Origin of the sequence: Vibrio sp. Y42_MX_L11 (assembly GCF_024181785.1) — a bacterium.
Classification (GTDB): Bacteria; Pseudomonadota; Gammaproteobacteria; order Enterobacterales; family Vibrionaceae; genus Vibrio; species Vibrio diabolicus.
In genome coordinates, this window is the sequence record NZ_JAMZAP010000018.1 from 15,042 (window position 1) to 40,787 (window position 25,746).

At 45.3% G+C, this 25,746-nt stretch carries 20 protein-coding genes and 2 pseudogenes; 1 reads left to right on the top strand and 21 read right to left on the bottom strand.

The window, feature by feature from the left end; genetic code table 11:
- Positions 1 to 26 precede the first annotated feature (26 nt).
- The 11 genes and pseudogenes from NL643_RS16980 to NL643_RS17030 all read right to left on the bottom strand — a co-directional run bounded on the left by NL643_RS16980 (position 27) and on the right by NL643_RS17030 (position 12,580).
- Positions 27 to 476: pseudogene (locus tag NL643_RS16980) on the bottom strand (DUF2787 family protein).
- Positions 473 to 940, bottom strand: a complete 468-nt coding sequence (radC, locus tag NL643_RS16985; protein WP_253644874.1) for a DNA repair protein RadC — start codon at positions 938 to 940, stop codon at positions 473 to 475. Before radC ends, NL643_RS16980 begins: the two are co-directional and overlap by 4 nt.
- A gap of 254 nt (positions 941 to 1,194) precedes the next feature.
- A pseudogene (locus tag NL643_RS16990) lies at positions 1,195 to 2,096 on the bottom strand (type I restriction enzyme endonuclease domain-containing protein); the annotation flags it as partial.
- A 25-nt stretch (positions 2,097 to 2,121) separates the two neighbouring features.
- Positions 2,122 to 2,694 (bottom strand): DJ-1/PfpI family protein, encoded by a 573-nt coding sequence (locus NL643_RS16995; protein WP_031847719.1) that lies wholly within the window; start codon positions 2,692 to 2,694, stop codon positions 2,122 to 2,124.
- Positions 2,695 to 2,702: 8 nt separating this feature from the next.
- Positions 2,703 to 3,359: a bifunctional 4-hydroxy-2-oxoglutarate aldolase/2-dehydro-3-deoxy-phosphogluconate aldolase gene (locus NL643_RS17000; RefSeq protein WP_069537246.1), complete on the bottom strand. Its 657-nt coding sequence runs from the start codon at positions 3,357 to 3,359 to the stop codon at positions 2,703 to 2,705.
- Entirely contained in the window at positions 3,349 to 4,329 is a 981-nt protein-coding gene (locus NL643_RS17005) for a sugar kinase (protein ID WP_052708170.1), read from the bottom strand. The genes NL643_RS17000 and NL643_RS17005 overlap by 11 nt, the downstream gene beginning before the upstream one ends.
- Before the next feature lie 103 nt (positions 4,330 to 4,432).
- Positions 4,433 to 5,287: a tagatose bisphosphate family class II aldolase gene (locus tag NL643_RS17010; RefSeq protein WP_031847721.1), complete on the bottom strand. Its 855-nt coding sequence runs from the start codon at positions 5,285 to 5,287 to the stop codon at positions 4,433 to 4,435.
- Positions 5,288 to 5,396: 109 nt separating this feature from the next.
- Positions 5,397 to 6,878: a DUF2264 domain-containing protein gene (locus NL643_RS17015; protein ID WP_069537248.1), complete on the bottom strand. Its 1,482-nt coding sequence runs from the start codon at positions 6,876 to 6,878 to the stop codon at positions 5,397 to 5,399.
- An 81-nt stretch (positions 6,879 to 6,959) separates the two neighbouring features.
- Positions 6,960 to 8,567, bottom strand: a complete 1,608-nt coding sequence (locus tag NL643_RS17020) for a sulfatase (RefSeq protein ID WP_069537250.1) — start codon at positions 8,565 to 8,567, stop codon at positions 6,960 to 6,962.
- Positions 8,568 to 8,617: 50 nt separating this feature from the next.
- Positions 8,618 to 9,871, bottom strand: coding sequence for an anaerobic sulfatase maturase (locus NL643_RS17025; RefSeq protein WP_046874367.1), 1,254 nt, complete (start codon positions 9,869 to 9,871; stop codon positions 8,618 to 8,620).
- Between the two features lie 252 nt (positions 9,872 to 10,123).
- On the bottom strand, positions 10,124 to 12,580 hold the full coding sequence (locus NL643_RS17030; RefSeq protein ID WP_052708171.1) for a polysaccharide lyase 8 family protein: 2,457 nt from the start codon (positions 12,578 to 12,580) through the stop codon (positions 10,124 to 10,126).
- A gap of 344 nt (positions 12,581 to 12,924) precedes the next feature.
- On the opposite strand from NL643_RS17030, the gene NL643_RS17035 reads away from it, so the two are divergent.
- A complete protein-coding gene (locus tag NL643_RS17035; protein WP_046874368.1) occupies positions 12,925 to 16,005 on the top strand; it encodes a chondroitinase family polysaccharide lyase in 3,081 nt (1,026 codons plus the stop codon).
- A gap of 61 nt (positions 16,006 to 16,066) precedes the next feature.
- On the opposite strand, the gene NL643_RS17040 is transcribed toward NL643_RS17035, so the two are convergent.
- The 10 genes from NL643_RS17040 to NL643_RS17085 form a co-directional block, all read right to left on the bottom strand.
- Positions 16,067 to 17,677, bottom strand: coding sequence for a sulfatase-like hydrolase/transferase (locus NL643_RS17040; RefSeq protein ID WP_367651910.1), 1,611 nt, complete (start codon positions 17,675 to 17,677; stop codon positions 16,067 to 16,069).
- Between the two features lie 230 nt (positions 17,678 to 17,907).
- Entirely contained in the window at positions 17,908 to 18,957 is a 1,050-nt protein-coding gene (locus tag NL643_RS17045) for a glycoside hydrolase family 105 protein (protein WP_046874369.1), read from the bottom strand.
- 38 nt (positions 18,958 to 18,995) lie between these two features.
- The gene (gene kduD / locus NL643_RS17050) at positions 18,996 to 19,751 is read right to left on the bottom strand and encodes a 2-dehydro-3-deoxy-D-gluconate 5-dehydrogenase KduD (RefSeq protein WP_031847725.1); all 756 of its coding nucleotides are present in this window, start codon (positions 19,749 to 19,751) and stop codon (positions 18,996 to 18,998) included.
- A gap of 84 nt (positions 19,752 to 19,835) precedes the next feature.
- A complete protein-coding gene (kduI, locus tag NL643_RS17055; RefSeq protein ID WP_046874370.1) occupies positions 19,836 to 20,666 on the bottom strand; it encodes a 5-dehydro-4-deoxy-D-glucuronate isomerase in 831 nt (276 codons plus the stop codon).
- A gap of 40 nt (positions 20,667 to 20,706) precedes the next feature.
- On the bottom strand, positions 20,707 to 21,867 hold the full coding sequence (nagA, locus tag NL643_RS17060) for an N-acetylglucosamine-6-phosphate deacetylase (RefSeq protein WP_031847727.1): 1,161 nt from the start codon (positions 21,865 to 21,867) through the stop codon (positions 20,707 to 20,709).
- 2 nt (positions 21,868 to 21,869) lie between these two features.
- A complete protein-coding gene (agaF, locus tag NL643_RS17065) occupies positions 21,870 to 22,313 on the bottom strand; it encodes a PTS galactosamine/N-acetylgalactosamine transporter subunit IIA (protein ID WP_031847728.1) in 444 nt (147 codons plus the stop codon).
- Between the two features lie 59 nt (positions 22,314 to 22,372).
- Positions 22,373 to 23,266, bottom strand: coding sequence for a PTS system mannose/fructose/sorbose family transporter subunit IID (locus NL643_RS17070; protein WP_031847729.1), 894 nt, complete (start codon positions 23,264 to 23,266; stop codon positions 22,373 to 22,375).
- Entirely contained in the window at positions 23,256 to 24,026 is a 771-nt protein-coding gene (gene agaW, locus NL643_RS17075; RefSeq protein ID WP_031847730.1) for a PTS N-acetylgalactosamine transporter subunit IIC, read from the bottom strand. The genes NL643_RS17070 and agaW overlap by 11 nt, the downstream gene beginning before the upstream one ends.
- Positions 24,027 to 24,061: 35 nt before the next feature.
- On the bottom strand, positions 24,062 to 24,562 hold the full coding sequence (agaV, locus tag NL643_RS17080; RefSeq protein ID WP_031847731.1) for a PTS N-acetylgalactosamine transporter subunit IIB: 501 nt from the start codon (positions 24,560 to 24,562) through the stop codon (positions 24,062 to 24,064).
- Between the two features lie 15 nt (positions 24,563 to 24,577).
- Positions 24,578 to 25,741, bottom strand: a complete 1,164-nt coding sequence (locus NL643_RS17085; RefSeq protein ID WP_031847732.1) for an SIS domain-containing protein — start codon at positions 25,739 to 25,741, stop codon at positions 24,578 to 24,580.
- Between the last annotated feature and the right edge of the window lie 5 nt (positions 25,742 to 25,746).

Genomic DNA, 25,746 nt, shown 5'->3' on the forward strand with positions numbered 1-25,746 from the left:
TAAAAGTGGCCGAAGTTAAAATGTGATCATGAGTGGTGTTCATCGAAGGTTTGAATCATCGATAACTGAATGTCATCAAAGAGGGACTGAGTAAGGTGTCGAGAGAGCGCGTTCAGCCAAGTATCTAACAGCGCTTTCACTTGCGGGTGTGCGAGACTTGCTGCACCGCTATCTGGTTGATAACACCAAAGATTGAAGAGATGAAAGTAGAGTTCAGGCTCCATCTCACTCGGTTTATTTTCCGAATAAGAAAAACTCGCTAAACAGACGACCTGCTAATCTTCACTGGCCGATGTTCGACGAAATTGAATTTCAATGGGATGAAGCCCCTGCCCCGTCTGGTAATAGCGTTTTTGTCGACAGTTCAGGACCATACGTTGAGCTTGTGGAGGAATCGAATAACGTTGGACTACCAAAAGCAATGCTCGATGAAAGCCATCCAACAGTTCCAGTTCACCCGATGTTTTCTGGATCATAGTAGCCCCCTTTCTGCAAAAGAGATGGCGCTATCACCAACCACGATATGATCAAGAACTCGAATGTCCACCTGCGCCAAAGCCTCTTTAAGCCTTTGCGTAATTTGTTTATCGGCTTGGGAAGGAGTGGCATCGCCAGAAGGGTGATTGTGAGCAAAGATGAGCGCGGCGGCATTGACTTTTAAAGCCGCTTTGAGGACTTCTCGGGGATAAACACTTGCTGAATCAATTGTGCCAAAGAACAGCTCTTCAAAGGCAATAAGGCGATGCTGATTATCTAGAAACATCACCGCAAACACCTCTCTTTCATGGTGTTTTAACTTGCAAGATAAATAGGTTTTTGTTGCTTCGGGATTGCAATATTGTTCGCCTCGGAGAGCCCGTGTGGCAAGGATTTCAGCGGCCGCGTCGAGCACCTTATCTGCTGTAACAGGACCATCAAAATAGTAGTTATTTTCGCGCATAAAAAGCTCCTAAAAATGAAACCGTTGAGGTATGCACGAAGATAATATCTATCTGAAATAAATTTAATTATTACTACGATAAATGAGATGGTCAGTTTGAGATAAAAGTGCGGCAACCTATTATCTCGCATCGTTGCTGATTAAGAGAGAAATATGATCACCGATTTCTTTTTGAAAGGGTTTTCATTTATACATCATGGAAGTTATGCCTAGATATGACAAAGCAAGGCTCTCAGGCCTCGCCTTTTATTTAATCATGCCGCATACCACCCGTCACCCATTACTTCAGCTTGATCCAGAACCAGCTTAATTGCCTCTTCTGCGGCATCAGGTGGGTACTTCCAGCGACGCAATAAACGGCGTACAAGGTTGCGATTATGATATTTCTGCAAAGTCGACATAATACGGTCGGAATATTTCTTTTCCTGCACCACATCGTTTTTCATTCTTGCTTTCACTTCGTCGCGCAGCAGTTTTTCTAGCAGCTCAACAGCTAAATTCTTCTCTTTCATATTGGTAACATCTTCCAAAAACTCAGGAGAGAGCAAGCCAATATTCGGTTTATCTAAACCAACCGTTTTAAAGATATCATCCACTCCATCGGCAACCACCGCGTTATTCAGGATCTGGCGCAAAGCAGAATTACGAAATCCATCACTGCGCTTTTTATCAACTGTTGAGTGTTTTAAGAAGGCTGTCTTGATCGCTCCGTAAAAGGCGATTTCACTCTTATAACCATCAACCTCATCCAAGGTATTACACAATGAGACGGCTTTTATCAACGCAGCCATAACATCAAGGAAACGGCGTTTGCCATCACGAACTTCTTCGCCTTTGCTGTTGCGGTGTGAGAGACCTGAGATATGGTTCACGGCTCCCGGAAGCAGTTGCAGCGGTTTGGTTTCAAAATCCGGACGATAGTTGAAGATGTCACCATCAACAGGCGTGGCAAACATACCGCGAATTACGTCGATTTTTTCCATAAAGACTGCGAAAGCTTCAGCGGTATCAACGGTTGGCTTTCCCTTACCTTGGCTATTGGTATAGGTCTTCAGTGCGTTTAGTCAACAACTAAACCTCCGGGCTTATCCTTAAACACGCGGTTCACTCGCGCTATCGCCGGCATCAGGTTATGACCTTTCATTGGCTTGTCGATACAGCAAAGAGCAATACGTACAAATTTACCAATGCTCAAAATAAATATGACTTGCTTGCCAATCGACTTTTTGAGGGTCATCCGTAAGTAGTGCTTTTGCCACGGTAAAAGCAAACTCAAAGCTAACGCCAAGCCCTTTACCGCTAATAAATTTACCGTCAATCACCACTTTCTGATCCACAAAATGACCGTCTGCAAATTTCTTCTCAAGACCACCACCTGTGGTGTAGTTACGTCCCTGTAACAAGTTGTGTGCTGCAAGCACTTTTGCGCCCGATGAACATAGCGCGCAAATATATTTATCAGCGGCAATGTGGCGTTGTAAAAACTCAATCACCATAGGGTTAGCGGAAAGGTTATCTGTTCCCTTTGGCCCACCCGGCATCATCACCGCATCATAAGTGTGGTGACATTTATTCGCTAAGGTATCATCAGCACTGATCCGTGTTTCAAAGTAGGTTTGCAGCGCCGTGGTTTCCATGCACGACAACACATCCACTTTGATATCGAGGCGGCGCATGATATCGATAAATACCACCGCTTCACCCTCTTCAAAGCCATCGGCCAATAGCACAGCTACATGTTTTTCCATTGTCATCACTCCTATTAGCTTTGGCTCTGGTTAGGGCTTTGGTCTAGCAACTTACAAGTTTCACGCACATTAGCCGCAATGCTTTGCCAGTCATTCGTTGCAATTGCCGCTGTTGGTGCAATCCATGTACCGCCACAGGCAAACACTTGTGAAATGGCAAGATAATCCATCAAGTTAGTTGGCTTTACCCCACCCGTTGGCATTAATTGAATATTGCCATAAGGGCCAGTGAGTGATTTCAGCATGCTGATCCCACCTGAGGCTTCGGCAGGGAAAAACTTCATCGCTTGAACGCCCATTTCAAGCGCTTGCTCAACTTGGCTAGGGTTATTAACCCCAGGGATGATTTTAATGTCGTTATCTAAGCAGTATTTAACTGTGGTCGGATTAAAGCCCGGGCTTACGACAAAATCTGCACCAGCGGCAATTGCTGCATCAGCCTGTTCTGGTGTCAGTACAGTACCCGCACACAAGGTGATTTCTGGGTATGCCGCACGAATATTGGCAATCGCTTGGGCAGCGGCTTGAGTTCGAAACGTAATTTCAGCGGCAGGAAGGCCATTTTCCACCAGCACTTTTGCTAACGGCACTGCATCATTCGCATTTTCAATTTGAATAACAGGCATCACACGTAAATCACGTAGCGCATCTATCCATGTATTAGTTTTCATTTTCTTCACTCATCGCTGTAGTTATATGATTGATTTCTTTAGAAGGAATAATGGCGCCTTTAAATTGAATCACTTGAGCAGCTAACTGATTTCCCCAATAGCACGACTCCGCCATCTCCATACCGCGACACCATGCCGCTAAATAAGCCCCGTTAAATGAATCGCCCGCCGCCGTCGTGTCGACCACTTGCTCAACACAGTTTCCAGCGACAACGCCATGCCCTGTATGATTCGACCACATGGCACCGTCAGCACCTAGTTTCACCACAACTTGCGCAATACCCAGCTTGTGAAGGCGCTCAGCAATTTGCACTGGTGGCGTATTACTTTGTTCGAGCAACAAGTCTTCATCATCCCCTGTCACTAAGGCAATATCACTCAGTTGGTAGAGCTGATCTAACCATTGCTTAGCAATAGAGGCACTTTCCCATAAGCGTGGGCGATAGTTGGAATCCACAGCAATAGTCACTCCGCACTGCTTAACCTTGCGCAGTGCCTCAAGCAATATGGCTTTACCTTCATCGGATAAAATCGCTAAAGAGATACCCGACAAATAAATAAGATCCATGGATTTAAGCTGTTCAACCACAGCAAAAAAGCCACGGTGTTCGCACAAATAACGCGCTGCTGAATCATTTCGCCAGTAATGAAAACTACGCTCACCAAAGTCATCAATTTGAATTGCGTAAAGCCCCGGTAACTTATCTTCGGTTGTCAGCACCAAAGAAGTATCAATCCCTTCCTGTTGCCACATGGTTTGCATTTGCTGACTGTAGCTATCGCTACCTAATGCAGTAACGTAAAAAGGTGTTAAATCGTGACTAAGTCGAGAAAGGTACGTAGCGGTGTTGAGGGTATCACCGCCAAAATGTTGGGATTGAGTTTCAAATGGTTTACCACTCAGCTCAATCATACATTCGCCAATGATAGCTATTTTTTTGTGGGGAGTTGGCTGTGAATTTTTCACCATTTTTCGCCCTAAAGAATCAAAATAAAAAAGGCTATGGTATTAGTTATGGGGGAACACCAATATTCATAGCCAGGAGCATTTGGTAGTGTTTTGACCAAAAAGGTTACAGTTTGCCTTCGCTGCCACACACTCGAATTTTATCGATGACCACTTGTTTCATTGCTGCCTTACCCGGAACAATGTAGTGACGAGGATCGTTTGCTGTTGGGTTGTCTAAGAAATACTGTTTAACCGCATCAGAGAAAGCAATTTTAAGCTCAGTTCCAACGTTAACTTTGGTGATACCCAATTCAATACAACGGTGAACATCTTGATCAGGCACACCCGATGCACCGTGAAGTACTAATGGCACGTCGGTTTTGCTACGAATAATGCCAAGGCGATCAAAATCTAAACACGGCTCTTCTTTATACATGCCATGCGCGGTGCCAATGGCAATCGCTAACGAATCAATCCCTGTTTTTTCAATGAACTCAATCGCGTTATCTGGATCGGTAAATAACGTATCTTTGCTATCAACGATCAGATCGTCTTCTTGCCCACCTAAACGACCCAGTTCAGCTTCAACCGAACAATCCCAGCGGTGACAAAAAGCCACAACTTGTTTCACTAATTTGATGTTTTGTTCAAATGGAAGGTGGGAGCCATCAATCATAGCAGACTTAATACCCGCCTCTATTTTTTGGCGAATGTCTGAATAGGACTCATGGTGATCAAGGTGTAAAGCAATTGGCATTTCATAACGCTTTGCTGCTTCTTTACAAATCCCTACTAAATAATCAGTACCCGCATAAGAAAAGGTGCCCGGTGTACCAGCCAAAATCACTGGCGATTGCATTTCTGCTGCCGTTTCTACGACTACCTGTATCGTTTCTAAGTTATGAATGTTGAATGCAGGCACGGCGTAACCGCCTAACTGCGCTTTATGAAGCATTTCTCGCGATGAAACCAAAAACATATAAAACCCCAAAATACCTTCGTTAACTTTCGATTTAATCTTATTCGAAAAGCAAAGAAAGTAAATAGATCAAGATCACACTGTGCTTTCAAAGTGAAAACTTACGAAACTAAAAGAAATGAGCCATTTTCGATGTATAACAGGTGATCCCTTTACGTAATAGGTTGTTTTTTGGTCGTGATGCACGTCCTGATATCACCTCCAACACCTTATTAGGCAAGCTCTGACGCAATAAACGGCGAGATAACGGCGTTTGATCTTGGGTATAATCAGTCGTGAAAAGCACTGTCACCTCTTTCGTTTTGAAAGTACCAATCACATGCGCATCAATTGCAGGTAGACGAAAATCAAAATCCCCCTTTTCGATCTCCAATGGTTGCTCTTCGGCTTGCCATAAACCTGTTCGTCCACCCATATATAACGCAAGGTTCAACGCTCGCAGCGACCAAAAACTACTGGCGGGGCCACTATAGTTATCGACTAGGCGAGCATCATCTTCGAAAACCCCTTGGGTGGGCGCTCCCGATTTAAGTGCACCATTCGAAATGAAATATTGGAGGTTAGTCTTAAACGCTCGCTTGGCCTGCCCGATTGTGATGGCATCGGATTGATAATCTATCGCCGCCAGTAGAGGCACAGCAGCAGACAAACGGTAGCATGCGCTACGCCCAAACAATGGCAACCCCTGAGGAGTAAAGAAGTAACGATAACCCGCCACAAACTCAGACATCGCTTGACGAATAAATTGCGGGTCATAATCAGGATCTATCTGATCGATCCAATACAATGAATAGAAGAACCCCCACACATTGTAATAATCGTAATTGCCATTCGCGCCATCACGAAACCAACCATCACCGACATAAAACTCTTTGATCCTGTCGTACTTAGCCGCATCTACCCACTCTTTACCCGTAAGATCTTTTAAAACGAAACTCACGGTTAACGTGAAAAGCTGCCAGTTATTATCAAGTGTTTTCAGCGGCGGAACCTGTTCAAACCAAGTTATAATTTGAAGCTGCTGTTTAGGGTTGAGGTGTTGCCAGATATAAGACTTAGTTAACCAAAACGTGAGCGCTAAGTCAGCGCTTTCACAAATCCGCTGATCATAATCATGCAATTTGCCCCAGTACCCTTTATGGTGAGGATCTGTACCAGCAAGTAGCGCAGAACGAATAATGCCAACCACATCAATAGGTTTACCATTTAACCCCGTTAATTGTGGCGCATCACTGTCTTGGGTATACAACCAAGTTGCCAGTGTCGGCAGCACTCGGCTGACTCCTTCAATAGCATCGGTACGGGCTGTCTGTTGGCTTGGGCGCCCAGGATAATACGCATGGCTGTAATCCCAAACCGCATAATGTTCAAACGCTTCTGCGGTGTAGCTCACCAGACTTTCGCATAAGGTGCGAAGCGACGCTTCCTCGTTAGCGAAACACTTGCGAATGGTGTCATCATGCTGTTGATATGCAGATTTACGGTGACGTAACCGGATGATATTTTCTTTGAATAACTTCATATACATCGCCGCATCGGGGTGTTCATAAGGAATCGTGGGACGAGGCGTCGCAGTAATGATCTTAGACATGGTCAATCTCTTGATAATTTATCGTATTAATTCAGCAATAAAGATAAAAAAGGCCTCCTAAGAGGCCTGTGGTGGGTGTGATTACTTCGCTGAGTCAGTCAATATCTGATAGCGATCTTGCCCCCACGCAATGGGTGCTGGCTTGGTTTTGATCCAATCGTAAAAAGCCATTTTTAGTTCTTTCACTTTTTCTGGATACTGCTTCGCTAAGTTCTTAGACTCCGCTGGATCTTTGGTGTAGTTATAAAGCTCATACTCACCTTTGCCATCATCGTAATAATGCAACGACCAGTTTTGATCTTTAATCGCCCATTCACCTTTTGAATGCTTTTCAATGTAAGGGCTTGGAATGAATTCATTGGTTTCAAAAGTGATCCATTTCCAGTAGTTACTCCAAAAATCAGCATTGCTTGAATCGTAGTGCAGTGCGCGTGGACCCGCCCAGTACAGGTATGGGTGAGGCTGCTGTGGTTTCCCTTTTAGCAGCGGCATAATGTCTTTACCGTCCACTTTCATTTCTGTCGGGATCTTAATGCCAGCAGCAGCCAGTGCAGTTGGCAGAATGTCCATCGCAGAAATCATAGTATTGTCTGAACGACCTTCTGGAAGGTGCCCTTTCCAATGAGCAATGAACGGAACATGCACACCACCACGGTAACGCTGGCCTTTAAATGCGCGATCCATACCGTTCATTGGCATTGGTGATTCATGCACGGCGCCGTTATCTGAAAGGAAGAAAATCAAGGTGTTCTCGTACTCACCCATTTCTTTCAATTTAGCGATGATTTTGCCGATGCCTTCATCCGACGCATTCACATGGGCATAGTATTTATCGACTTCAACATTACCGGTATTAAAGCGCTCCATGAATTTTGCTGGCGCTGGCTGTTCCAATGGAATATGCGGCACACTAAAGGCTAAGTTGATAAAGAAAGGTTGCTTTTCTTTATCCGCTTTTTCAATAAACTGGATAGCCTCATTGGTCAGGTTATAAGTAAGGTAGCCCGGCGCTGGAATGTTTTCCCCATTACGAAATACCGTTGGCGAGTTGTAAAGCGCGGCACCAGAAACGTAGTAACTGTAAGAATAATCAAAACCTCGCTCTTCAGGACCATAGCCCGGCTCGGCGATCGAGATTTGATTGTCGTGATAGTCACGACTTTGTTCATCTTTCGGAATAAACTCTTTACGCACCTTCGCGTTATGGTATTTACCAATGTTAGCGGTGGCATACCCATTTTCATTCATTAGCGCTGGCAACAATTTGATATCGAGTGGGATACCCAATTTAGCGTCGTCATTACTATAGGTACCAAAACTATGTGGGAAGCGCCCAGTCATCATCCCCGCCCGTGAAGGGCCACAAACTGGTGTCGCCACATAGGCGTTTGTCATACGCACGCCTTCATTCGCCAACTTAGTGATATTTGGCATCGAGCGCTTAGCAGCATCATAAAGCTGATCAAAATTGCCATCGTAACGTTCAGGTACCGGACGTTTAACCAACTCTTCTTTATTGATGTTATCCATCGCAAAATCCAGCTGTGCTGAACCTAAATCATCCATCACGATCAATAACACATTGGGCTGTTCCACTTTCTCTGAGGCCTGACTCAGCGCCGGAGTAAGTGTACAAGCAGCCGCAACAAAACCAGCAAGTATGGTTTTTTTCGGCAGTAACAGATCCATTTTCCACTCCTTTATTTGGGATATAACTGTTGATTTGTAACCGAGTAAAACTAACGAGGATGTTCGCTATGCTTTAAATTTTTAAGGATCGGCATTACGCTTGCTGCGACACCACCACGTTGGATCTCTTGACTCATTAGGTGCATTGCCGGTGCTGTATGATGAAAAATACTTTGATAGGAGGAACATAAGTAATTCTGCTTATGTTTCTCACCTGAGATAGGCGTAATACGATGTTTTGGGCATCCGCCATAGCAAAGCGCATGAACATCACATTGCTGACACTGGGTCGTTAATTTGCTGTGTTTCGCTTTACCAAAGCGCTGTTGTTGTTTACTGGTCGCTAATGCTGCGATATTTGTCGTCGCAATATTGCCCAGCTTATTGGCGGGATAGACATAATGGTCGCAAGAATACATATCACCGTTCGCTTCCAAGATCATGGCTTGACCACACTCTTTGGATTGCACGCACACAGACGCTGGATACCCCATCCAAGTGGCGAGAATACTGTCGAACATCCGAACAAAAATACGTCCAACATCTTCTTTCACCCACTCATCAAACACGTCAGTCATGAACTGACCATAACCGTCTTCGGGCACAGAAAATGGGGCTAATGTTGCTGTCGGCGTTGGTGTGTAATGACCGCTGTCGGCGCTTTGACAACTAGGCTCAACTTCAACGATAGGAATGAACTGCATAAACTCGGCACCCAGTTGTTTGAGTGCATGATAAGTCTCTTTACCACGGTACCAGTTCTTATCGTTAATCACCGTGAGGGTATTGAACTCAACCTGATACTCTTTAAGTAAATCAATCGCTTGCTTTACACGTTCAAAGGTTGGTTTTCCGTTTACCGAAATACGATACTGATCGTGTACTTCCGCTACACCATCAATCGATACCCCAATCAAAAAGTTGTGCTGCTTAAAAAATGCCGCCCATTGGCGATTAATCGCAATCGCATTGGTTTGAAAACTGTTGGTAATGATTTTACCGTTGGCATACTGTGCTTGGTATTTCACAACCGATTCATAAAATGCTAGTCCCGCCAGTGTTGGTTCACCACCTTGCCACGCAAAGTCGATGGTATCGGCATCTTGAGATCGAATGTAATCACGCACATAGCGTTTTAGCATTCCATCCGACATACGCTCAGATGACATGCCCGCAGGCGTAGCCTCACCGCTATCGAGCATGGTTTCTTTTTCAAGATAGAAGCAATAGTCACACTTTAAGTTACAACGATAACTCGCAGGTTTTGCCATCATATGAAAACGGGCTTGCTGTGTAGGCTTCATCTTGACACCATTTCTCTAAATCGAAGAAGTTTTAAAATACTACGAAAGAAATCGTAAATATAAAATGACAGGAGTCACAATAAAGACCATACCAAAAGAATTTGAAAGAAAGGGAAAAGCTAAATGTCGATACAAAGCGAAAATGAAAGACATTGATAGGCGTAAATGAAAGCTAAAACACTAACTCAAGAACAAAAGTTAACGTGAAGAAGAAAGACCGATAGCACCCACTATCGGTCTCAAATACACAGTTTATCGTACAGAGAATTGGTAACTCAGCCCTTTTAACCCACTAACGTCCACCACTACTTCGTGTAGGCCATTCACTTGAACACGGTTGTGTGGATCGTTCACCACATTTACTGGACGAGCAAATTTCAAGCGCAAGCTTGTTTGTTGTTGAGTTGGATCGGCAATTGCCACTTTTTGAGTCGCTTGAGCAGCAGGTTGTATCATCACAGACATCGGATTAAACACGGTCAATTGATCAGTAATTTTTACTTCAGCATCTTGCCATGCATTCACCGCGAGCAAATCTAGCTTCTTATCTAGAATCGCATGGGCAAAAGCATCATTTTTCACCACCGTCAGCATTGGATTCTTCGTGTAACTCGCGGTTTGCTGAGTATTAGCATTAGGTAACAACACATAAGCATACTGACTTTGACTATTACCATGCTCCAATAGCGCTGTAATAAACTCACCAGTAACAGCACCTTTACGGGTACCAATATCAGACCAATTACCCTGTCGCTGTTCACGTTTCATCGCAACAGTCGTCGGATTAAAAAAGACATAACTAAGATCGCTATTTGCCAATTGGTTGTTACGAATACTCAACGAGCTTACACCTGTCACAGCACCGCTGTTTCCACTCCATGCAGCGCCATTAACCCACACACTGGTACTACCTTTAGACGCAACTTTTCGATTGGTTAATACCGTCGTCAAAGGTGCCGCTGTCGATGATACTAAATCTGAACCTAGCATCACGACTTCTTCATCAAGCATAAACCAAGACTTCTTAGCTGAAAGCGTGTCATCCCAGTTGGTAAATGCCATACCCGCAGCGCCATAATTACCAAGTTTGACAGATCCTACCCAATGCATACTAGATTTACGCCCACCTTTAATCTGGTTGCGTTGACCTTTGCACTCTTGCATGACTTGATTATCGACAGTGGTGCCCGCTAAATACTGGCTATCCACAACAGGCCAATAATCTTCATAATGATCTTGTTGTCCGTTATACAGGTATGTCATACCATCACCAGTAAACCACCCCTTACGGTTTTCACGATTCATGCACTCAAAATTACCCAGACGGCTTGAATGCATAGCTAACGCAAATACCCAACCAGGACGACGATGCACGGAGCGATCCATAGCAGGGAAATTATAATGCCCAATCAATTCAGAGCGTGGCGTCACTGAACTGCTTTGTACTATCGCCCGCGCTTTTTGGTAATTTGCAATATTTGATGGCGACGCAAAAAAGTCTTTATAAGTATCTTCTTGGATCAAAGCTTTAATCATTGATTGAAGACGCTCTTTGTATTGCACTGGCGCCCCATCGATATAGTAAAGAATAGAGCTCATTACATGATGACCAACATCGTGGTCTTGTTCGCTATTACGTGAAATTGCACGCCCATTCACAAAATCTAGCATCATGCCTTGGTACAAGAGTGGTTCATAACTTTTGACAATGATCGGATAGATTTCTTGCAATGCAGGATCATTGGCAGGCCACTTTGAACCCGCCATTAGGTTTATCTGTAACCCTAGTCCACCCAGCAACACGTTACCGTAAGTACCGTTGTAAGCAATATCACCGTGTTGAATAAAAGAACCGTCCTGATAGAAACCATCATGGCTAGTGACATACTCCAATACAGGTGGCAAACCACTAATTGCCGCATTCACTTCCGCTTCATTATTCGACAGAATACCGCGGATCAACACAACTTGAGTATTATCAGTTCTATTACCACCAGTTGATTCACGGTATCTCGGATTTGACGAATATTTCGCACCCGGCCCAACACCAAGATGGGTTGCTTTAGGGGTAAAATAACTTGTTGCTGCTAAATGATCTGTTACTAATTGCGCTGGTACATCGTCATAAATCAAAGAAAGCGTATTATGAATATCTCGTGGAATAGCAAGCTCCCAATGCCACCAATTCCCCCATTCTTTACCACCAACTTGATAGTAGTTTTGGTTAAGGAATGTCATACCATCAACAATAGCGGCCAATAGATGGGTATTCCCCGCCAATGCTCCATTACGAAGGCGATAAGCTTTCGCCATAGTAAATAAACGCTGATAAGAAGAACGAATTGCGGCTCCCAGCTTTTTCTGACCATCTGGCGTCACTTTATCAAGTACCAAATCATCCCATAGGTTTTGGCGATTCGGACCAGTATTCATTGCAGTCCATTGTTTTTGTGCACTGTTGTTCGTGCTTACTACCATTTTTTGTAGCGTTGCATCAAAAGGGGCATTCGGGTCACCTAAGAAATTCTGTGCCCAACGAGTACGTAATCGCTGAAACTCTTGTGCAACATCAGCAGTAACAGCATGAACTACAGGCTGGGATGAGGATATTGTCGTAACACCACTAAGGGATTGATCGGCATAAACCCAATTCGACGTCGACACTAAGGTTAAAGAGAGCAGCACGCTCAATGTGGAAGGTTTTATCATTTTTATCTCCGTTTATTTTCGTTATTGGCATAAGCACCCTAACAAAAGCTACAAACCGAAAAACAACAGAGTTCAAATAACCAACAATACAGCCTATAATCTTTTAAAACACATGCAAAATATCACTCTCGAAAGTCATCCTAAACTAAAATCGAAAGCACACAAGTCTAAAAATGCCAACAAAAACCAACAATGAAACACTATGAAATGTGACGATCGATCAAACAACCAAAAATGAAAACACTTGAAAGCCAGTAATAGCTCCTCACTGTGAGATCGCTCAATAAAACACCCAGAAACTTTCATTACCCTTCGTTATCAAGTAACGTAAGTAAGGAAAAACAATGAACACAACAAAATGGTGTAAACCAAGCTACCTCGCAGTGAGCTTGTTATTGGCCTTAACGGGCTGTAATAGCGAAAATGTTGAAAGCAACAAAGGCGGAGCAGGAAAAACCGAACCCGGCGGGTATATGTATTTTTTTGAACAGGGACTCCCCTCGTCGATTACAACAACGTCGATAAAGCCATTAACGATCAGCAATAAACACTTCAAAGATGGTAATAATGCTTTGCAGTGGCGTTTTAACCCTAATAGCCAATTAGTTTTCTCCCAAGATATTGGCTATAAAACCGATGACAGTGACATCACCCCCTACACTTTCATGGCGTGGATCTACAACGAAACACCATCCGATAAGTCACTGACATTTCAATTTGGCACCGATGACAACCAGCAGAGTCAATTTAGCTATGGCTTAAACTTCAAAGGATGGCGCGGTATATCAGTGCCGTTTAGGGATATGAAAGGCACGCCTAGCGCAGGCATGAACCGCTTAACCGTCACAGCTCCCGACACCGACGGCACGCTCTATTTTGATCAAGCAATGATGGCTGTTCCTGTCGATAACCGCTGGCCAACCGCCGATATCCAGCAGCCTTTTGTTAACCCTAATGTCGTTAACATGGCCAGTAAAAACTGGACGGCATTATTGATGTACGATCAAATGCTGCGCGACCAACAGCCAAGCTTTAACTACGATCTTGCCTTTGATGACAGCCAAGGTGATACCGCTGTCTTGTATCAAAACTTCGATAAACACTTAGGGGTAAATAGTCAGCAAGTCATTTCCCAACAAAAGATTGATGATAACTTAGCGAAATACCAAGCGTTTATGATCAGCCAAAACAATGATGGCAGCTATGTGGGTAAACCACTCGATCACCCCAAAAGACACAACTTCCTAAAAACAGGCATAGTGAGTGACGATACTCTGGCTATGCTCACTGACACCATGAGTATTCGGACGCTGGGTAAAACCATGCTGGAAACCGCTAAATACCTTCGCACTCAGTCACTCTCAAGCGAAAATAAAGCGGCGTTAGAAAAAGCCTTCACCGACGCAGCGCGATACGCCTTTGACCAAGGTTGGGAAGGTGGCTCTGGTTTCCAAATCATCACTCATGTTGGTTACCAGACACGGGAGTTCTTTGACGCGCTATTTCTTAGCCGCAAACTGTTGGCAAAAGAGAAGCTACTGCAACAAGCTCAGCAATCCATGATGTGGTTTAACGCGACAGGCCGCGTATACGAACAAGAAAAAGACATTAACTCTTCTAACGTGGATATTCTTAATACCCAATTGCAATGGATGACAAAGAGCTTTTTGTTACTGCCCGATCAGGCGCAGCGCCAAACCATGCTTCATCAGTTGCAGTCATGGTTAAGCACCACGCTATTAAGCTCTGATGGTTTAGGCGGTGGCTTTAAACCCGATGGCAGTGTATTCCATCACTCACAACATTACCCAGCCTATGGCAAAGATGCTTTTGGTGGCTTATCTGGGGTTATTTTTGGTTTAAGTCACAGTAACTACCAGATCTCTCAACAAGCGCATGAAAGGATCAAAGACGTCTTACTCAAAATGCGGGTTTACACCAAAGAAACTCAAACCCCGATTGTATTAAGTGGTCGTCACCCAGACGGTAAGCAAAAGATATCTGCGACCCCATTTAAGTGGATGGCACAATCTGGTGCTCCTGATCAATCCGATGCTATCGATCACGAACTTGCTGCTGCCTACGCGAACTTAACCAACAAGCCGAGCTTTGAAGGAATCCCTGCCGAAAAAGAACCGACTGGGGTATGGGCGATAAACTACGCGTCTATGGCGATCGCACGAGGCGCTAATCCTGTTGATACCACACAGTCTTGGCTTGCGACCGCCAGAGGATTTAGTCGCTATTTAGTGGGCAACGAAACCTATGCTGCCAACAACCTTTATGGACGTTACCTGCAATATGGTCAACTTGAGATCACGCCAGCCGATCTGAGCAAACGGGCGTTTAGCCATGATGGCTGGGACTGGAATCGCTACCCGGGCACAACCACGATTCAAATGCCAAATAACGAACTTCGTGCTCAGTTGAACCAATTGCCCGGGGCTGGCATTGAGGAGATGCTGTTATCTACTGAAAGCTACTCAGGTGCCAATACTCTAGGCTACGACAATGCAATGTTTGCGATGACGCTGCACGGGCATAAAAAATACCAACAGCAGAGCTTCTACGCCCATAAATCCTATTTCATCTTTGGGAATAAGGTAGTCGCGCTGGGGTCTGGCATCAAAAACGATATTGCTGAGCACGAAACCCAAACGACGTTATTCCAGCACAGTGTAAAAAACCTTGAGCCAGTCGAAATCAATGGACAACAGATTGATACGCTTGGTACCGATTCTATCTACGCCAACGACACCACTTTGCTAGACCCAGCAGGCAATCGCTACTTTGTGACCAGCAGTGCGGGACAGCAAGTTCACTTCACCTATCAAATGCAGCAATCCAATGACGAAGATGATGGCGCACCAACAACAGGTCAATTTGCGACCGCTGTGATAGAGCATGGCAAAGCACCGACCAATGGCAACTATGAGTATGCGATTAAGATCGCCGCTCAAGATGCTGTGAAACCAATCTATACAGTGCTGCAAAAAGACCAAAAACTGCACGCGGTAAGAACAGAGCAAGGTGTCGAAGGCTATGCGTTCTTTAGCCCAACAACAACCAATCAAGCGGGTTGGGTGTTGTCATCGGCAAGCGCAAGCCAAATCATGCTTCAAGCAAATCCAACTCAAGATCAATTGTCACTGAGTGTGGTTAATCCAGATCTCGCGCTCTACCAAGGGCAAGATCCTGAGCAAGTGGACGCCAATGGCGAGCAAGTCGAAGTCAGTATTTACGATAGAGATTGGCGCTTTAACCTATCGCAACCCGTCAGCAGCGAGTTTACGCTCAAAGGGCAATGGCAATTGATAGGTAGCAACGGTCAAATCTCTGTCCAATCTACTACCGAAGGAAACACCAAAGTACGTGTTACCACCAAAGACGCAAAACCTGAAAAATTCATGCTGAAAAAAGTATAAGTAAGAAAAAACCAGCAGCTATTACAGCTGCTGGTTATATTTATTAGGATCGAAGCTAGCCTCACACTTTACAAGTGGACGCTCTCGCCTTGGCGATAACCTCTCTTTTCGCTTTTTCAACTGCCGCATAATCTTGCTGCTTCTCTAACGGCCGAATATTACGTAGATAAAGATCAATTGATGAATCACCTTTATGGTGTTTATAACCAACTGGATGAGCTCGCCAACGTTGATCAATAACAGCTTCTTGAGTGAGAAATGGATCCACTTGCTCTGCCAAATAGGATTTAAACTGAGCTCGCATTTGCATTAACAGCGGATAGAACTCACTCATCTTGCTCAAATTTGTCTTTTCACCGGGATCCGTCAATAAATCATAGAGTTCTTCGTCATTATCTTCTTGATACACTATGTACTTGTATCGTTCCGTGCGCATCATTCTGCCCGGTTGAATGGTCATTTCCCGATTAGTATGCCATTGAGATACCACTTCTTGACGCCAATTTTCGACCTTTTCTCCACGTAACAGCGGCAACAGTGAGCGGCCATAAAGCTGGGCTGGCGGCGCTATTCCAACATAATCACATAATGTTGGCAATAAATCACACAAGGAAACCAACTCATTATGAGTTTGACGCGCAGTAATACCTGGACCTGAAAAGACGAGAGGTACATTCGTGGTTTCTTGATAAAACCAATTCATTTTCGTCACTAAACGATGCGCTCCCATTGAGTCACCATGATCAGAAAAAAATACGACTAATGTTTCGTCTTCAAGCCCTCGCTGACGCAAAGTCTCTAATACTTGTTCAATACACTCATCAGCCAACTGGGTATAATGATAATAAGCCTTTAAATACTGTCTAAAATTAAGTGTATTCCATTGTGTTGATTGTCTTGTTCGATTATGAGTACAGCACGAATATTGCACAGATTTAGATCGTGTCATTAAATCCGCTTCAGTGTCGAAGTTATCGGGTAATGGCGGTAACTCACCTATCCCCTCTACCTCTCCATGCTCGCCTTCAAAAGCACCAACCCAACCACAAATGTTATGGGGATTATTAAACTCTACTGCCATCATAAATGGCTTTTTACCGTCATACTGCTTTAAATACTTCACACTTTCTTCAAGGCAATAAACATCTTCTCGACTATCGTAATTGACAGGGAAAGCACTATTCGACGCTAACTCTTTTTCAACTTGCTGTGCTCGTTTAAAGCCATCTAATGAACCATAATCATGCTGCTTGCCAAAGTGAACGCATTCGTAACCAGCTTGAGTAAATATCTGACCTAATGTTGGCATCGATTGTGGAATATTAGGGCTACTATTTGCGTACACGCCTGTTTGATGTGGGAGTTTGCCCGTCCAAAATGAAGCCCGAGACGGAGCACAAAGAGGGAAAGCACAATAAGCCTCTTCAAAGCGGTGACCACGTCGGATTAAGCTATCTATAGCAGGAGTCTTTACAAACGTATTACCGTAGCCTGCCACCGCTTTTTTGGCTAATTGATCTGCTGTAATAATGAGGATGTTCTTGGGGTTAGTCGGGGTATTTAACGCAACAGGTTGGTTTGATTGTGAAAAAGCTTGCACTGGTGAAGTGGCAGCCAACGCACCACTTACCGCTGCACCTTTCATAAACCGTCTTCGTGTTATAGACATCATTTATCCTTAAATATAAATACATATAGGGTTAAATTTCAGCCACAAGTAATCATTACAGCGCTTAACTCTGAGTAGAAGAAATAACGACGCTTATATTTAATATGTTTATTAATGGCTAAATATTTATGGTAACTCTCCTTATAAATTGTCAGTCGTTATCTCCTTCTCCAATATTTAAATATAAAAAAAGCCGAGTTATAACGACTCAGCTTTAATCAAATACAAATTAATTACTCGGCAAGCTTTGCAACTTCTGTCGCCGCGAGCATAAACGCCCCAGCGCCATAATCGATATTGTGCTCAAACTTCACATCACGCGGATTAAAGGCAGGAAGTTGTACCCAGCCCATCATGCCGTTGTCGTGAATACAGCCCTGCAAAGCGGCCCATGCTTTTTCAACCGCTGGAAGGTAAGTATCACGATCAAGTTGCTCGGTATTAATCCCCCATGCTAAGCCATAACAAAACAGCGCAGTGGCACTACTTTCAGGTGCAGGGAAACTTTCAGGGTCGAGCAAACTGGTTCGCCAAAAACCATCATCTTGTTGGTATTTCACTACCTCAGCCGCAAGATTATTAAAAAGTTCAAGGTAACGACTACGTTCGCTATAGTCTTCTGGCATGCGTGCCATTAATCGCGGTACAGAGGCTAATACCCAGCCGATACCTCGGCTCCAGAACACTTTATTGCCATTCGCTTCGCGCAATTCATTGCCACTGCCATCTGGAATGTAGCGATGATCGCGATAGAACAAACCGGTCTCTGGATCAAACAAATGATCAACTGAATCCCAGTAAGCGGTGTTCATGTAATCAAGGTATTTACTGTCACCGGTTTGCTGCGACAAGGCAGCAAAGGCTGGCGGCGCCATAAATAATGAATCACACCACCACCAATCTTTACGTCCTGGCTCTGGGTTCTCAACCATCAGCTCCAACGCTTTGATCGTCGGCTCAAGGGCTTCAGGTTGATTCACCACAGGGTAAACATCAAGATATGCCTGACAACAGATGTGGTCATCGGCAAAGCGTGCATTGGGACCCGTACGGAAACCGGTGTGCAGCGCGTAATTCATCACGCCGTCGAGGTATTCAGAGTCATCGGTTGCTAGCCATGCTGCCGAGGTACAAGACCAAAATACACCTCGTTCCCAATCGGTATCTTTAATAAAGCGCGTTTTACCGCTACGGCGGATCACGCTGCGGGTTTGATTAGCCGCTTGGTAGCGATATACCCGCTTCATGGTATCGAGAATGGCTTGTTTAGTGCCTAACGTCATCTTGCTTCTCCCTTTTCCCTTTTCTTTCGCCTGCTTGCTTAACGCGCCAACCAACCACCATCAACTGCAATGGTGTAGCCGTTTACGTAATCGCTCGCAGAAGAGGCAAGGAATACTGCTGGGCCTTCTAAGTCTGCTGGCAAGCCCCAACGATTCGCAGGAATACGCTCTAGAATTGCCGCATTACGCGCTTCATCTGCACGCAGAGCCGCAGTGTTGTCGGTTGCCATATAGCCCGGTGCAATCGCATTGACATTAATGTTGTGCTCGGCAAGTTCCGTTGCCAAGGCACGGGTTAAGCCCATAACCGCTGACTTACTCGCGGTGTAAGAAGGAACGCGGATACCGCCTTGGTAAGACAGCATTGAAGCGATATTGATGATCTTGCCGCCATTGCCTTGTTTAACAAATTGCTTAGCAACCGCTTGTGATAAGAAGAACAAGGTTTTCTGGTTAATGTTGATCACATCATCCCAGTCTGATTCTGAGAATTTCAGCAGATCTTCACGACGAATGATGCCTGCGTTGTTAATCAAAATATCAACCTGCCCCATCACCTCAACCGCTTCCGCTACAATGGCTTCAAGCTTATCTTGTTCCATTAAGTTAGCCGTAATGTAGTGGAACTTACGACCCAGCGCTTCCACTTGTTGTTGGGTTTCTGGAGCTGCTTGGTGACCCACACCAACAATATCTGCGCCCGCTTTCGCCAGCCCTAACGCCATACCCTGACCAAGACCCGTATTACAGCCAGTTACGATGGCAACTTTGCCTGAAAGATCAAACATATTCATTTGGAATTCCTAATTTAAGCTGGGCGGTATAGCAAGCAATGAAAACCAATAGCTATTCGCTATACCGCTAATTGAGAGAGTGGGTTACTTCAGATCGCTCATCGCGACATGGTCCATGTCATGGAAGGTTTGGTTCTCTCCCACCATGCTCCAAATAAAGGTGTAAGCCGCTGTGCCAACCCCTGAGTGAATTGACCAGCTAGGGCTGATCACCGCTTGTTCGTTACGCATCACAATATGTCGGGTTTCTTGTGGCTCGCCCATGTAATGGAAAACGATGTTGTCGTCTTTCATGTCAAAGTACAGGTACACTTCCATGCGACGCTCATGCGTATGACAAGGCATGGTATTCCACAAACTACCCGGAGCCAGTTCAGTTAGCCCCATCAATAGCTGACATGTTGGTAATACCGCAGGATGCAGGTACTTATTGATGGTACGAACGTTGCAGTTTTCTTGGCTGCCTAGGGTTTCTGGTGAGGCATCTTCACGAGTGATTTTACGAGTTGGGTACGTCATGTGGGCTGGCGCACTGTTCACGTAAAAACGTGCTGGTTTCTGTGCCGATACACTTTCGAATTTAACCTCTTTAGCCCCTTTGCCGACGTAAATCGCTTCACGCGTACCAATCTCGTAAGTTTCACCGTCAACAATCACCAAACCCGGCTCGCCGATATTGATTGCTCCTAGTTCGCGACGCTCAAGAAAATAATCAACACCGATTTCTTTGCCGCCCTCAAGCATTAACGCTTCATCAGTCGGTACAGCACCGCCAACAATAATGCGGTCGATATGGCTATAAGTCAGATTAAGTTGACCTTCTTGAAACATATTTTCGATAAGAAACTGCTCACGAAGCCCGGCGGTATCTAATTGTTTAGCGTGTTCACTATGAATTGGTTGACGAATTTCCATGTTATACCTCGTATTCGTTTGTTTGGCAAAAAACCTGACCCTATTGGGTCACTTGTGTTTGATAGGCCCACTCACCTTTAATTAAGGTTCCTTGCACTTGTAATGTTTCATTCATCACAATCAGGCTGGCGTCCATGCCTGCGGCAATACTGCCGAGACGATGAGCAAGCCCTAGGTAATTTGCGGGAACAGACGATGCCATTTGCACCGCTTCCCATTCAGGAACATGGCAGTCGAATACCATGTTGCGTAATGCTTGATCTAAACTACAGGTACTGCCTGCAAGGGAACCGCAAGCAGTGCGAGCTGCGCCATCCGTTACCGTAATGGTCTGCGCGCCAAGTAAGTATTCACCATCGTCCAAGCCACCAGCGCGCATACAGTCTGTGATCAGCGCAATACCTTGATGACCTTTAAGGCGATAAGCCAGTTCCATCATGACGGGATTCACATGGATCCCATCAGCAATCAATTCAGCGAGCATGTTGTGATAGAGCACCGCGCCACAACATCCCGGTTCACGATGGTGTAAACCGCGCATCCCGTTAAATAAGTGTACCCCGCAATCCGCACCGCGTTGATGCGCTTCAGTCACCTGTTCAAACGTTGCATCAGTATGAGCAACTGACGGTTTAATCTTTTGCTCGGCTAACCAGCTAATCGCAGCCATTGCTCCCTCCGCCTCTGGCGCAACCGCCACGCGAAGTAATGACTCACCTGCGACTTGGTGCAGCTGCTCTAACTCAGTGATAGAAGGTGATTTCAAATACGCCGTTGGATGAGAGCCACGATGAGGCTCGGTAAAATACGGCCCTTCTAAAAAACTCCCTAACAATTCAGCGCCTTGAGACTGAGCTTGCGAAGTGAAATGACGAACTTGACCAAGCGCATTCAAAATATCGTCCCACGGCGCAGTAACCGTTGTGCCAACCCAACCGACGACACCCGTTTGAGGCAGTGCGTTGGCAATGGTTTGCAACGCCTCATCAGAGGCATCCATCACATCTGCGCCCAAGCGACCATGGATATGAATATCAATGAAACCGGGCATCAAAGATTGACCTTCAAGGCGAACAATCGGGCAATCATCAGGAAACACCGTCGTGACAGCTTCAATTTTTCCATCAGCGACAATCACTAAGGTATCTGTCTCTATGCCTTTGGGCGTAAACACCCGATCGGCGTGTAAAGCGTAACGCATAGTTATAGTCCGTCTTCGCACTCAGCCACGGGCTCTGGCTGCATCAAAGCTTCGACTTCTTTGCGCATGTCTTGCATGCACGAAGTACCAATTTCCAACAACATCGCGACCAAATCAGGTAAATTAGCGTCTTCACGCTCGAATGCTGCATTCGCAATCATTGGCAAATTAGCACCGCCAATCAGCTCAACATTCGGGGTATCCATTAGAATGGCTAGTGCACGATTACACGGTGAACCACCCGGAATATCGGTCAGAAACAAAACCCCTTCACCTGAATCTACGTCTTTCGCTGCTGCGCGAAGTTGCGCTTCTAGCTGTTCAGTCGACATTGATTCCACAAAATCAATAAACACCATTTGTTCTTGCTCGCCAGCAATAGCTTTCACTGCTGACTGCATGCCGGTGGCGAAATTAATGTGGCCTGAAACTACAATACCAATCATCTTAAAATCCTTGATAAGGGGGGATGAGTGACTCCCCCCAAGCTATCGAAACGTCTGAGTTACAAAATGCCGAGGAAGTGACCAACTACACCAGCGGCAAGCGTTGAGAAAATCAACACTGGTGGTTTCGCCCAGAAACCTGTGCCTTTCACCATTTTGAGCATGAAGAACACCAAGGCCAGCGGCAGAATGTTCGGCATGATCTTGTCGAACAAGGCGCTTTGCAGCTCTACGACCTTACCGCCGAGTTCGAGTGAGGCCGTGGTTTGCACCCGTATAAAGGTGGCCGACAGTGCCCCAATCACGAAGATACCCATGATATTGGCGGCTTTGGCGAGCTTCTCGGTGGCGTCACTCATGTTCACCATCGCAGCGGTACCCGCTTTGTAGCCCATGAACATCAAGCCAAAGTAAACCGCGAAGTGCACAATTTGGTATAGGAAGAAGAACACGAATGGACCAGCAATCGAGCCTTCCATCGCAATCGAGGCACCAAGCGCCAGAGTCAGTGGCATCAAGGTCATGTGGTCGATTGCATCACCAATACCGCCCGTTGGTCCCATACCCGCAACTTTCATCACGTTAACGGTCGATGGTTTTTCTTTGTTCTCTTCCATTGCGATAGCTGTGCCAAGCAAGAAAGTGAACAACTTAGGGCTGGCATTAAAGAACTGCAGATGGTTCTTTAATGATTTCGCGAAATCACGCTTATTATCGCCGTGGATCTTTTTCAGTGCCGGGATGATGGAATAAGCAAAACCACCCGCTTGCATACGTTCAAAGTTAAAGTTACCTTCCATGAACAGGCCACGTAACGCACAGATCCAAAGATCTTTTTTCGAAATCACTTTGCGTGGTGTGGTGTCTTCGTATGAATCAATATCATCAACCAGACTTTCCTGAACCTTGGTGTTTTTACCGGCTAAAGTGCCTGCTGTGATATCAGATGCCATCTTCGAATTCCTCTACTTGTTGGTTGTTAGAACTTCCATTGTTGCCACTGAAGAAGTAGTAAAGTGCTGCGGCTGAAGCGCCTAGAATTGCTACTGCCATAATTGGGAGCTTGAGGTACGTTGTCATCACAAAGCCAATGAAGAACACACCCGCCACTTCTTTTGACCACATGATTTTAAGTAGCATTGCGAAACCAATCGCAGGAACCATCTTGGCACCAATGCCTAGACCTTCTAGCAATACTTTCGGTGCGTTTTCATCAATCCAGCTTGCTGCGTGCTCACCGAAGTAAACAGTGATGAAAGCAACCAAGGCATACAGCAAAGAGCGTAACGAGATGGTGGTGATCAGTAGCCTGTCTATTCCTGCCGAGTCTGCACTTTCAGCAAAACGATCCGCTTTACCCATGGTGAATGCAGTCAGTGCGAAGAAGCCGATCACCAACATTTGCATCAATACCGCAATCGGCATACCCACACCCATTGCAACTTCGGCTGATTGACCTGTCATGACAGCAAAAGCAACCGCAGCAATCGTACCCATGGTGACATCAGGCGGCTGAGCACCCGCGTTCGGCACCAAGCCTAGCCAAGCCAACTCCAAGGTTGCACCAGCAATCAGACCAATTTGCATATCACCCATAATCAAGCCCACCACCGGGCCTGTAATGAGTGGACGGTGGATGTTCAACGCGACATCGTATTTATCGATACCACAGAAGAACGCCCATATTGCGACCAGCGTAGCTTCAAAAAACATGATTTATTCCTTTTTGTAGTGGGGTATGACGCGGCTTACGCCGACGTCATGGCAAGTTCAAGAACGTTAACCGGTGATTGATCTGGCGTGTTTTGCACAGTACAAGTCACACCACGAGCCACCATACGTTCAAAGGCATTAATATCTTTCTCATCGACCGAGACTGTCTTGGCGATCTGACGTTTCCCCTCATGAAAATGCATGTTGCCAACATTGCAGTGCGTTAAAGGCACACCACCTTCCACTAACCGAGCAACATCTGTAGGGTTATTACATAAGATGAAGATCTTCTGCTTCTCCGATGCCTTGTGGATCACATCGATCGTTTTTTGGATAGAAAAAAAGCGAACAGCATACTCACCACCAGCAGAGGCTTTCATTCCAGCCTGCATAAAGGCAGCATTAGGCCCCTCAGCAGCTTCATCATTGGCAACGAGGATCAAGTTAGCTTCAGTGTGCTTACCCCAAGTGATACGGATTTGACCGTGTAATAGGCGCTCATCAATTCGGGTCCAAACAATGTTAGGTGCAGTCATAAGAGTTCTTCCTGTCTACTTATTAAAATTATGAATAGTGACACCTTGAACAACTCGGTTTACCTCACCGGTAGGACAAGGGTTATCAGGGGTGCAGCCCAGCACTAATGCACGGTGGAATGCATAGAGCTGAGCGAAAATAACATATGGAAAAAGGAGCTCGATATCGGTCGCGGTTTCCATTGCAGGTACATACCAGTAATCACCTCTGGTGACTTGCTCATCAAGTTGGGCAGTAATAGCAATGACTTTGCATGCGATTTTGTCGCGTCGAAGTTCAGCGAGTAGATCGAGATCGTATTGACGGGTATATGGATTATTCGAGATATACACCACGATCAACGTTTGCTTATCCACAATGGATTTAGGTCCATGACGAAAGCCCAATGGTGACTCGTATGTCGCCACGACTTTACCTGCTGTTAGTTCGAGGAGTTTCAATGCCGATTCCTGAGCAAGCCCTTGCAAACCACCACTTCCAAGGTAAATGACGCGGCGAATATCCATGACAGCCATATTACTGATGGGTATATTATTTTCCTTGATCAGCCCCTCAGAAGATAAGGATATTCTTTCAATCTCTTTCGAATGGTCATGTTTGTGATCAAGAATCGAAAATGCCGCTATCATCATCGAAGAAAAGCTTGAAGTCATCGCGAAGGATTTATCATTGGTTTCTTCTGGCATTAACAGTGCAAAACAACGACTATCATCCAGACTCTTCTGATAAAGTTTTCCTTCACCGTTACACGTCAGTACCAAGTGATAGCAATCGCTTAAGCATTGATTAGCAAGCTCAACAGCCGTCACACTTTCCGGACTATTACCAGAGCGGGCGAATGACACCAACAGCGTCGGTAGATCTTCCGCAAAATACTGATATGGGTTTGAAACCAAATCGGTTGTTGCTACAGCTTCCACTCGGCGACCTGTTTTTTCAGCTAATGCTGGTGCTAACGCGCGCCCAGCAAAAGCCGAAGTTCCCGCCCCCGTCATGACGATACGTAAGTCGTGGTGCGCTAACACCTTGCTCATAAACGTATCGATAGCGGAAAAACACTCACTGAAAGTCGCTTGCGTTTTTCGCCAACAGGTAGGCTGTTGCTCAACTTCTTTCGCGGTCCAGACAGCTTTTAACCTGTCAAGATCTTGCTCTGAGTAGCCCAAATACTGGTTCATGTTGT

Excerpts from the sequence above, each read along its gene's own strand:
- nagA (WP_031847727.1), bottom strand. The coding sequence starts at position 21,867 with ATGCGTTACGCTTTACACGCCGATCGGGTGTTTACGCCCAAAGGCATA.
- radC (WP_253644874.1), bottom strand. The coding sequence starts at position 940 with ATGCGCGAAAATAACTACTATTTTGATGGTCCTGTTACAGCAGATAAG.
- NL643_RS17005 (WP_052708170.1), bottom strand. The coding sequence starts at position 4,329 with ATGGTGAAAAATTCACAGCCAACTCCCCACAAAAAAATAGCTATCATT.
- agaW (WP_031847730.1), bottom strand. The coding sequence starts at position 24,026 with ATGTTTTTTGAAGCTACGCTGGTCGCAATATGGGCGTTCTTCTGTGGT.
- NL643_RS17035 (WP_046874368.1), top strand. The coding sequence starts at position 12,925 with ATGAACACAACAAAATGGTGTAAACCAAGCTACCTCGCAGTGAGCTTG.
- NL643_RS17025 (WP_046874367.1), bottom strand. The coding sequence starts at position 9,871 with ATGAAGCCTACACAGCAAGCCCGTTTTCATATGATGGCAAAACCTGCG.
- NL643_RS17045 (WP_046874369.1), bottom strand. The coding sequence starts at position 18,957 with ATGACGTTAGGCACTAAACAAGCCATTCTCGATACCATGAAGCGGGTA.
- agaF (WP_031847728.1), bottom strand. The coding sequence starts at position 22,313 with ATGATTGGTATTGTAGTTTCAGGCCACATTAATTTCGCCACCGGCATG.
- NL643_RS17020 (WP_069537250.1), bottom strand. The coding sequence starts at position 8,567 with ATGGATCTGTTACTGCCGAAAAAAACCATACTTGCTGGTTTTGTTGCG.
- NL643_RS17040 (WP_367651910.1), bottom strand. The coding sequence starts at position 17,677 with ATGATGTCTATAACACGAAGACGGTTTATGAAAGGTGCAGCGGTAAGT.
- NL643_RS17030 (WP_052708171.1), bottom strand. The coding sequence starts at position 12,580 with ATGATAAAACCTTCCACATTGAGCGTGCTGCTCTCTTTAACCTTAGTG.
- NL643_RS17000 (WP_069537246.1), bottom strand. The coding sequence starts at position 3,359 with ATGAAAACTAATACATGGATAGATGCGCTACGTGATTTACGTGTGATG.
- NL643_RS17010 (WP_031847721.1), bottom strand. The coding sequence starts at position 5,287 with ATGTTTTTGGTTTCATCGCGAGAAATGCTTCATAAAGCGCAGTTAGGC.
- NL643_RS16995 (WP_031847719.1), bottom strand. The coding sequence starts at position 2,694 with ATGACAATGGAAAAACATGTAGCTGTGCTATTGGCCGATGGCTTTGAA.
- agaV (WP_031847731.1), bottom strand. The coding sequence starts at position 24,562 with ATGACTGCACCTAACATTGTTTGGACCCGAATTGATGAGCGCCTATTA.
- NL643_RS17070 (WP_031847729.1), bottom strand. The coding sequence starts at position 23,266 with ATGGCATCTGATATCACAGCAGGCACTTTAGCCGGTAAAAACACCAAG.
- NL643_RS17015 (WP_069537248.1), bottom strand. The coding sequence starts at position 6,878 with ATGTCTAAGATCATTACTGCGACGCCTCGTCCCACGATTCCTTATGAA.
- NL643_RS17085 (WP_031847732.1), bottom strand. The coding sequence starts at position 25,741 with ATGAACCAGTATTTGGGCTACTCAGAGCAAGATCTTGACAGGTTAAAA.
- kduI (WP_046874370.1), bottom strand. The coding sequence starts at position 20,666 with ATGGAAATTCGTCAACCAATTCATAGTGAACACGCTAAACAATTAGAT.
- kduD (WP_031847725.1), bottom strand. The coding sequence starts at position 19,751 with ATGAATATGTTTGATCTTTCAGGCAAAGTTGCCATCGTAACTGGCTGT.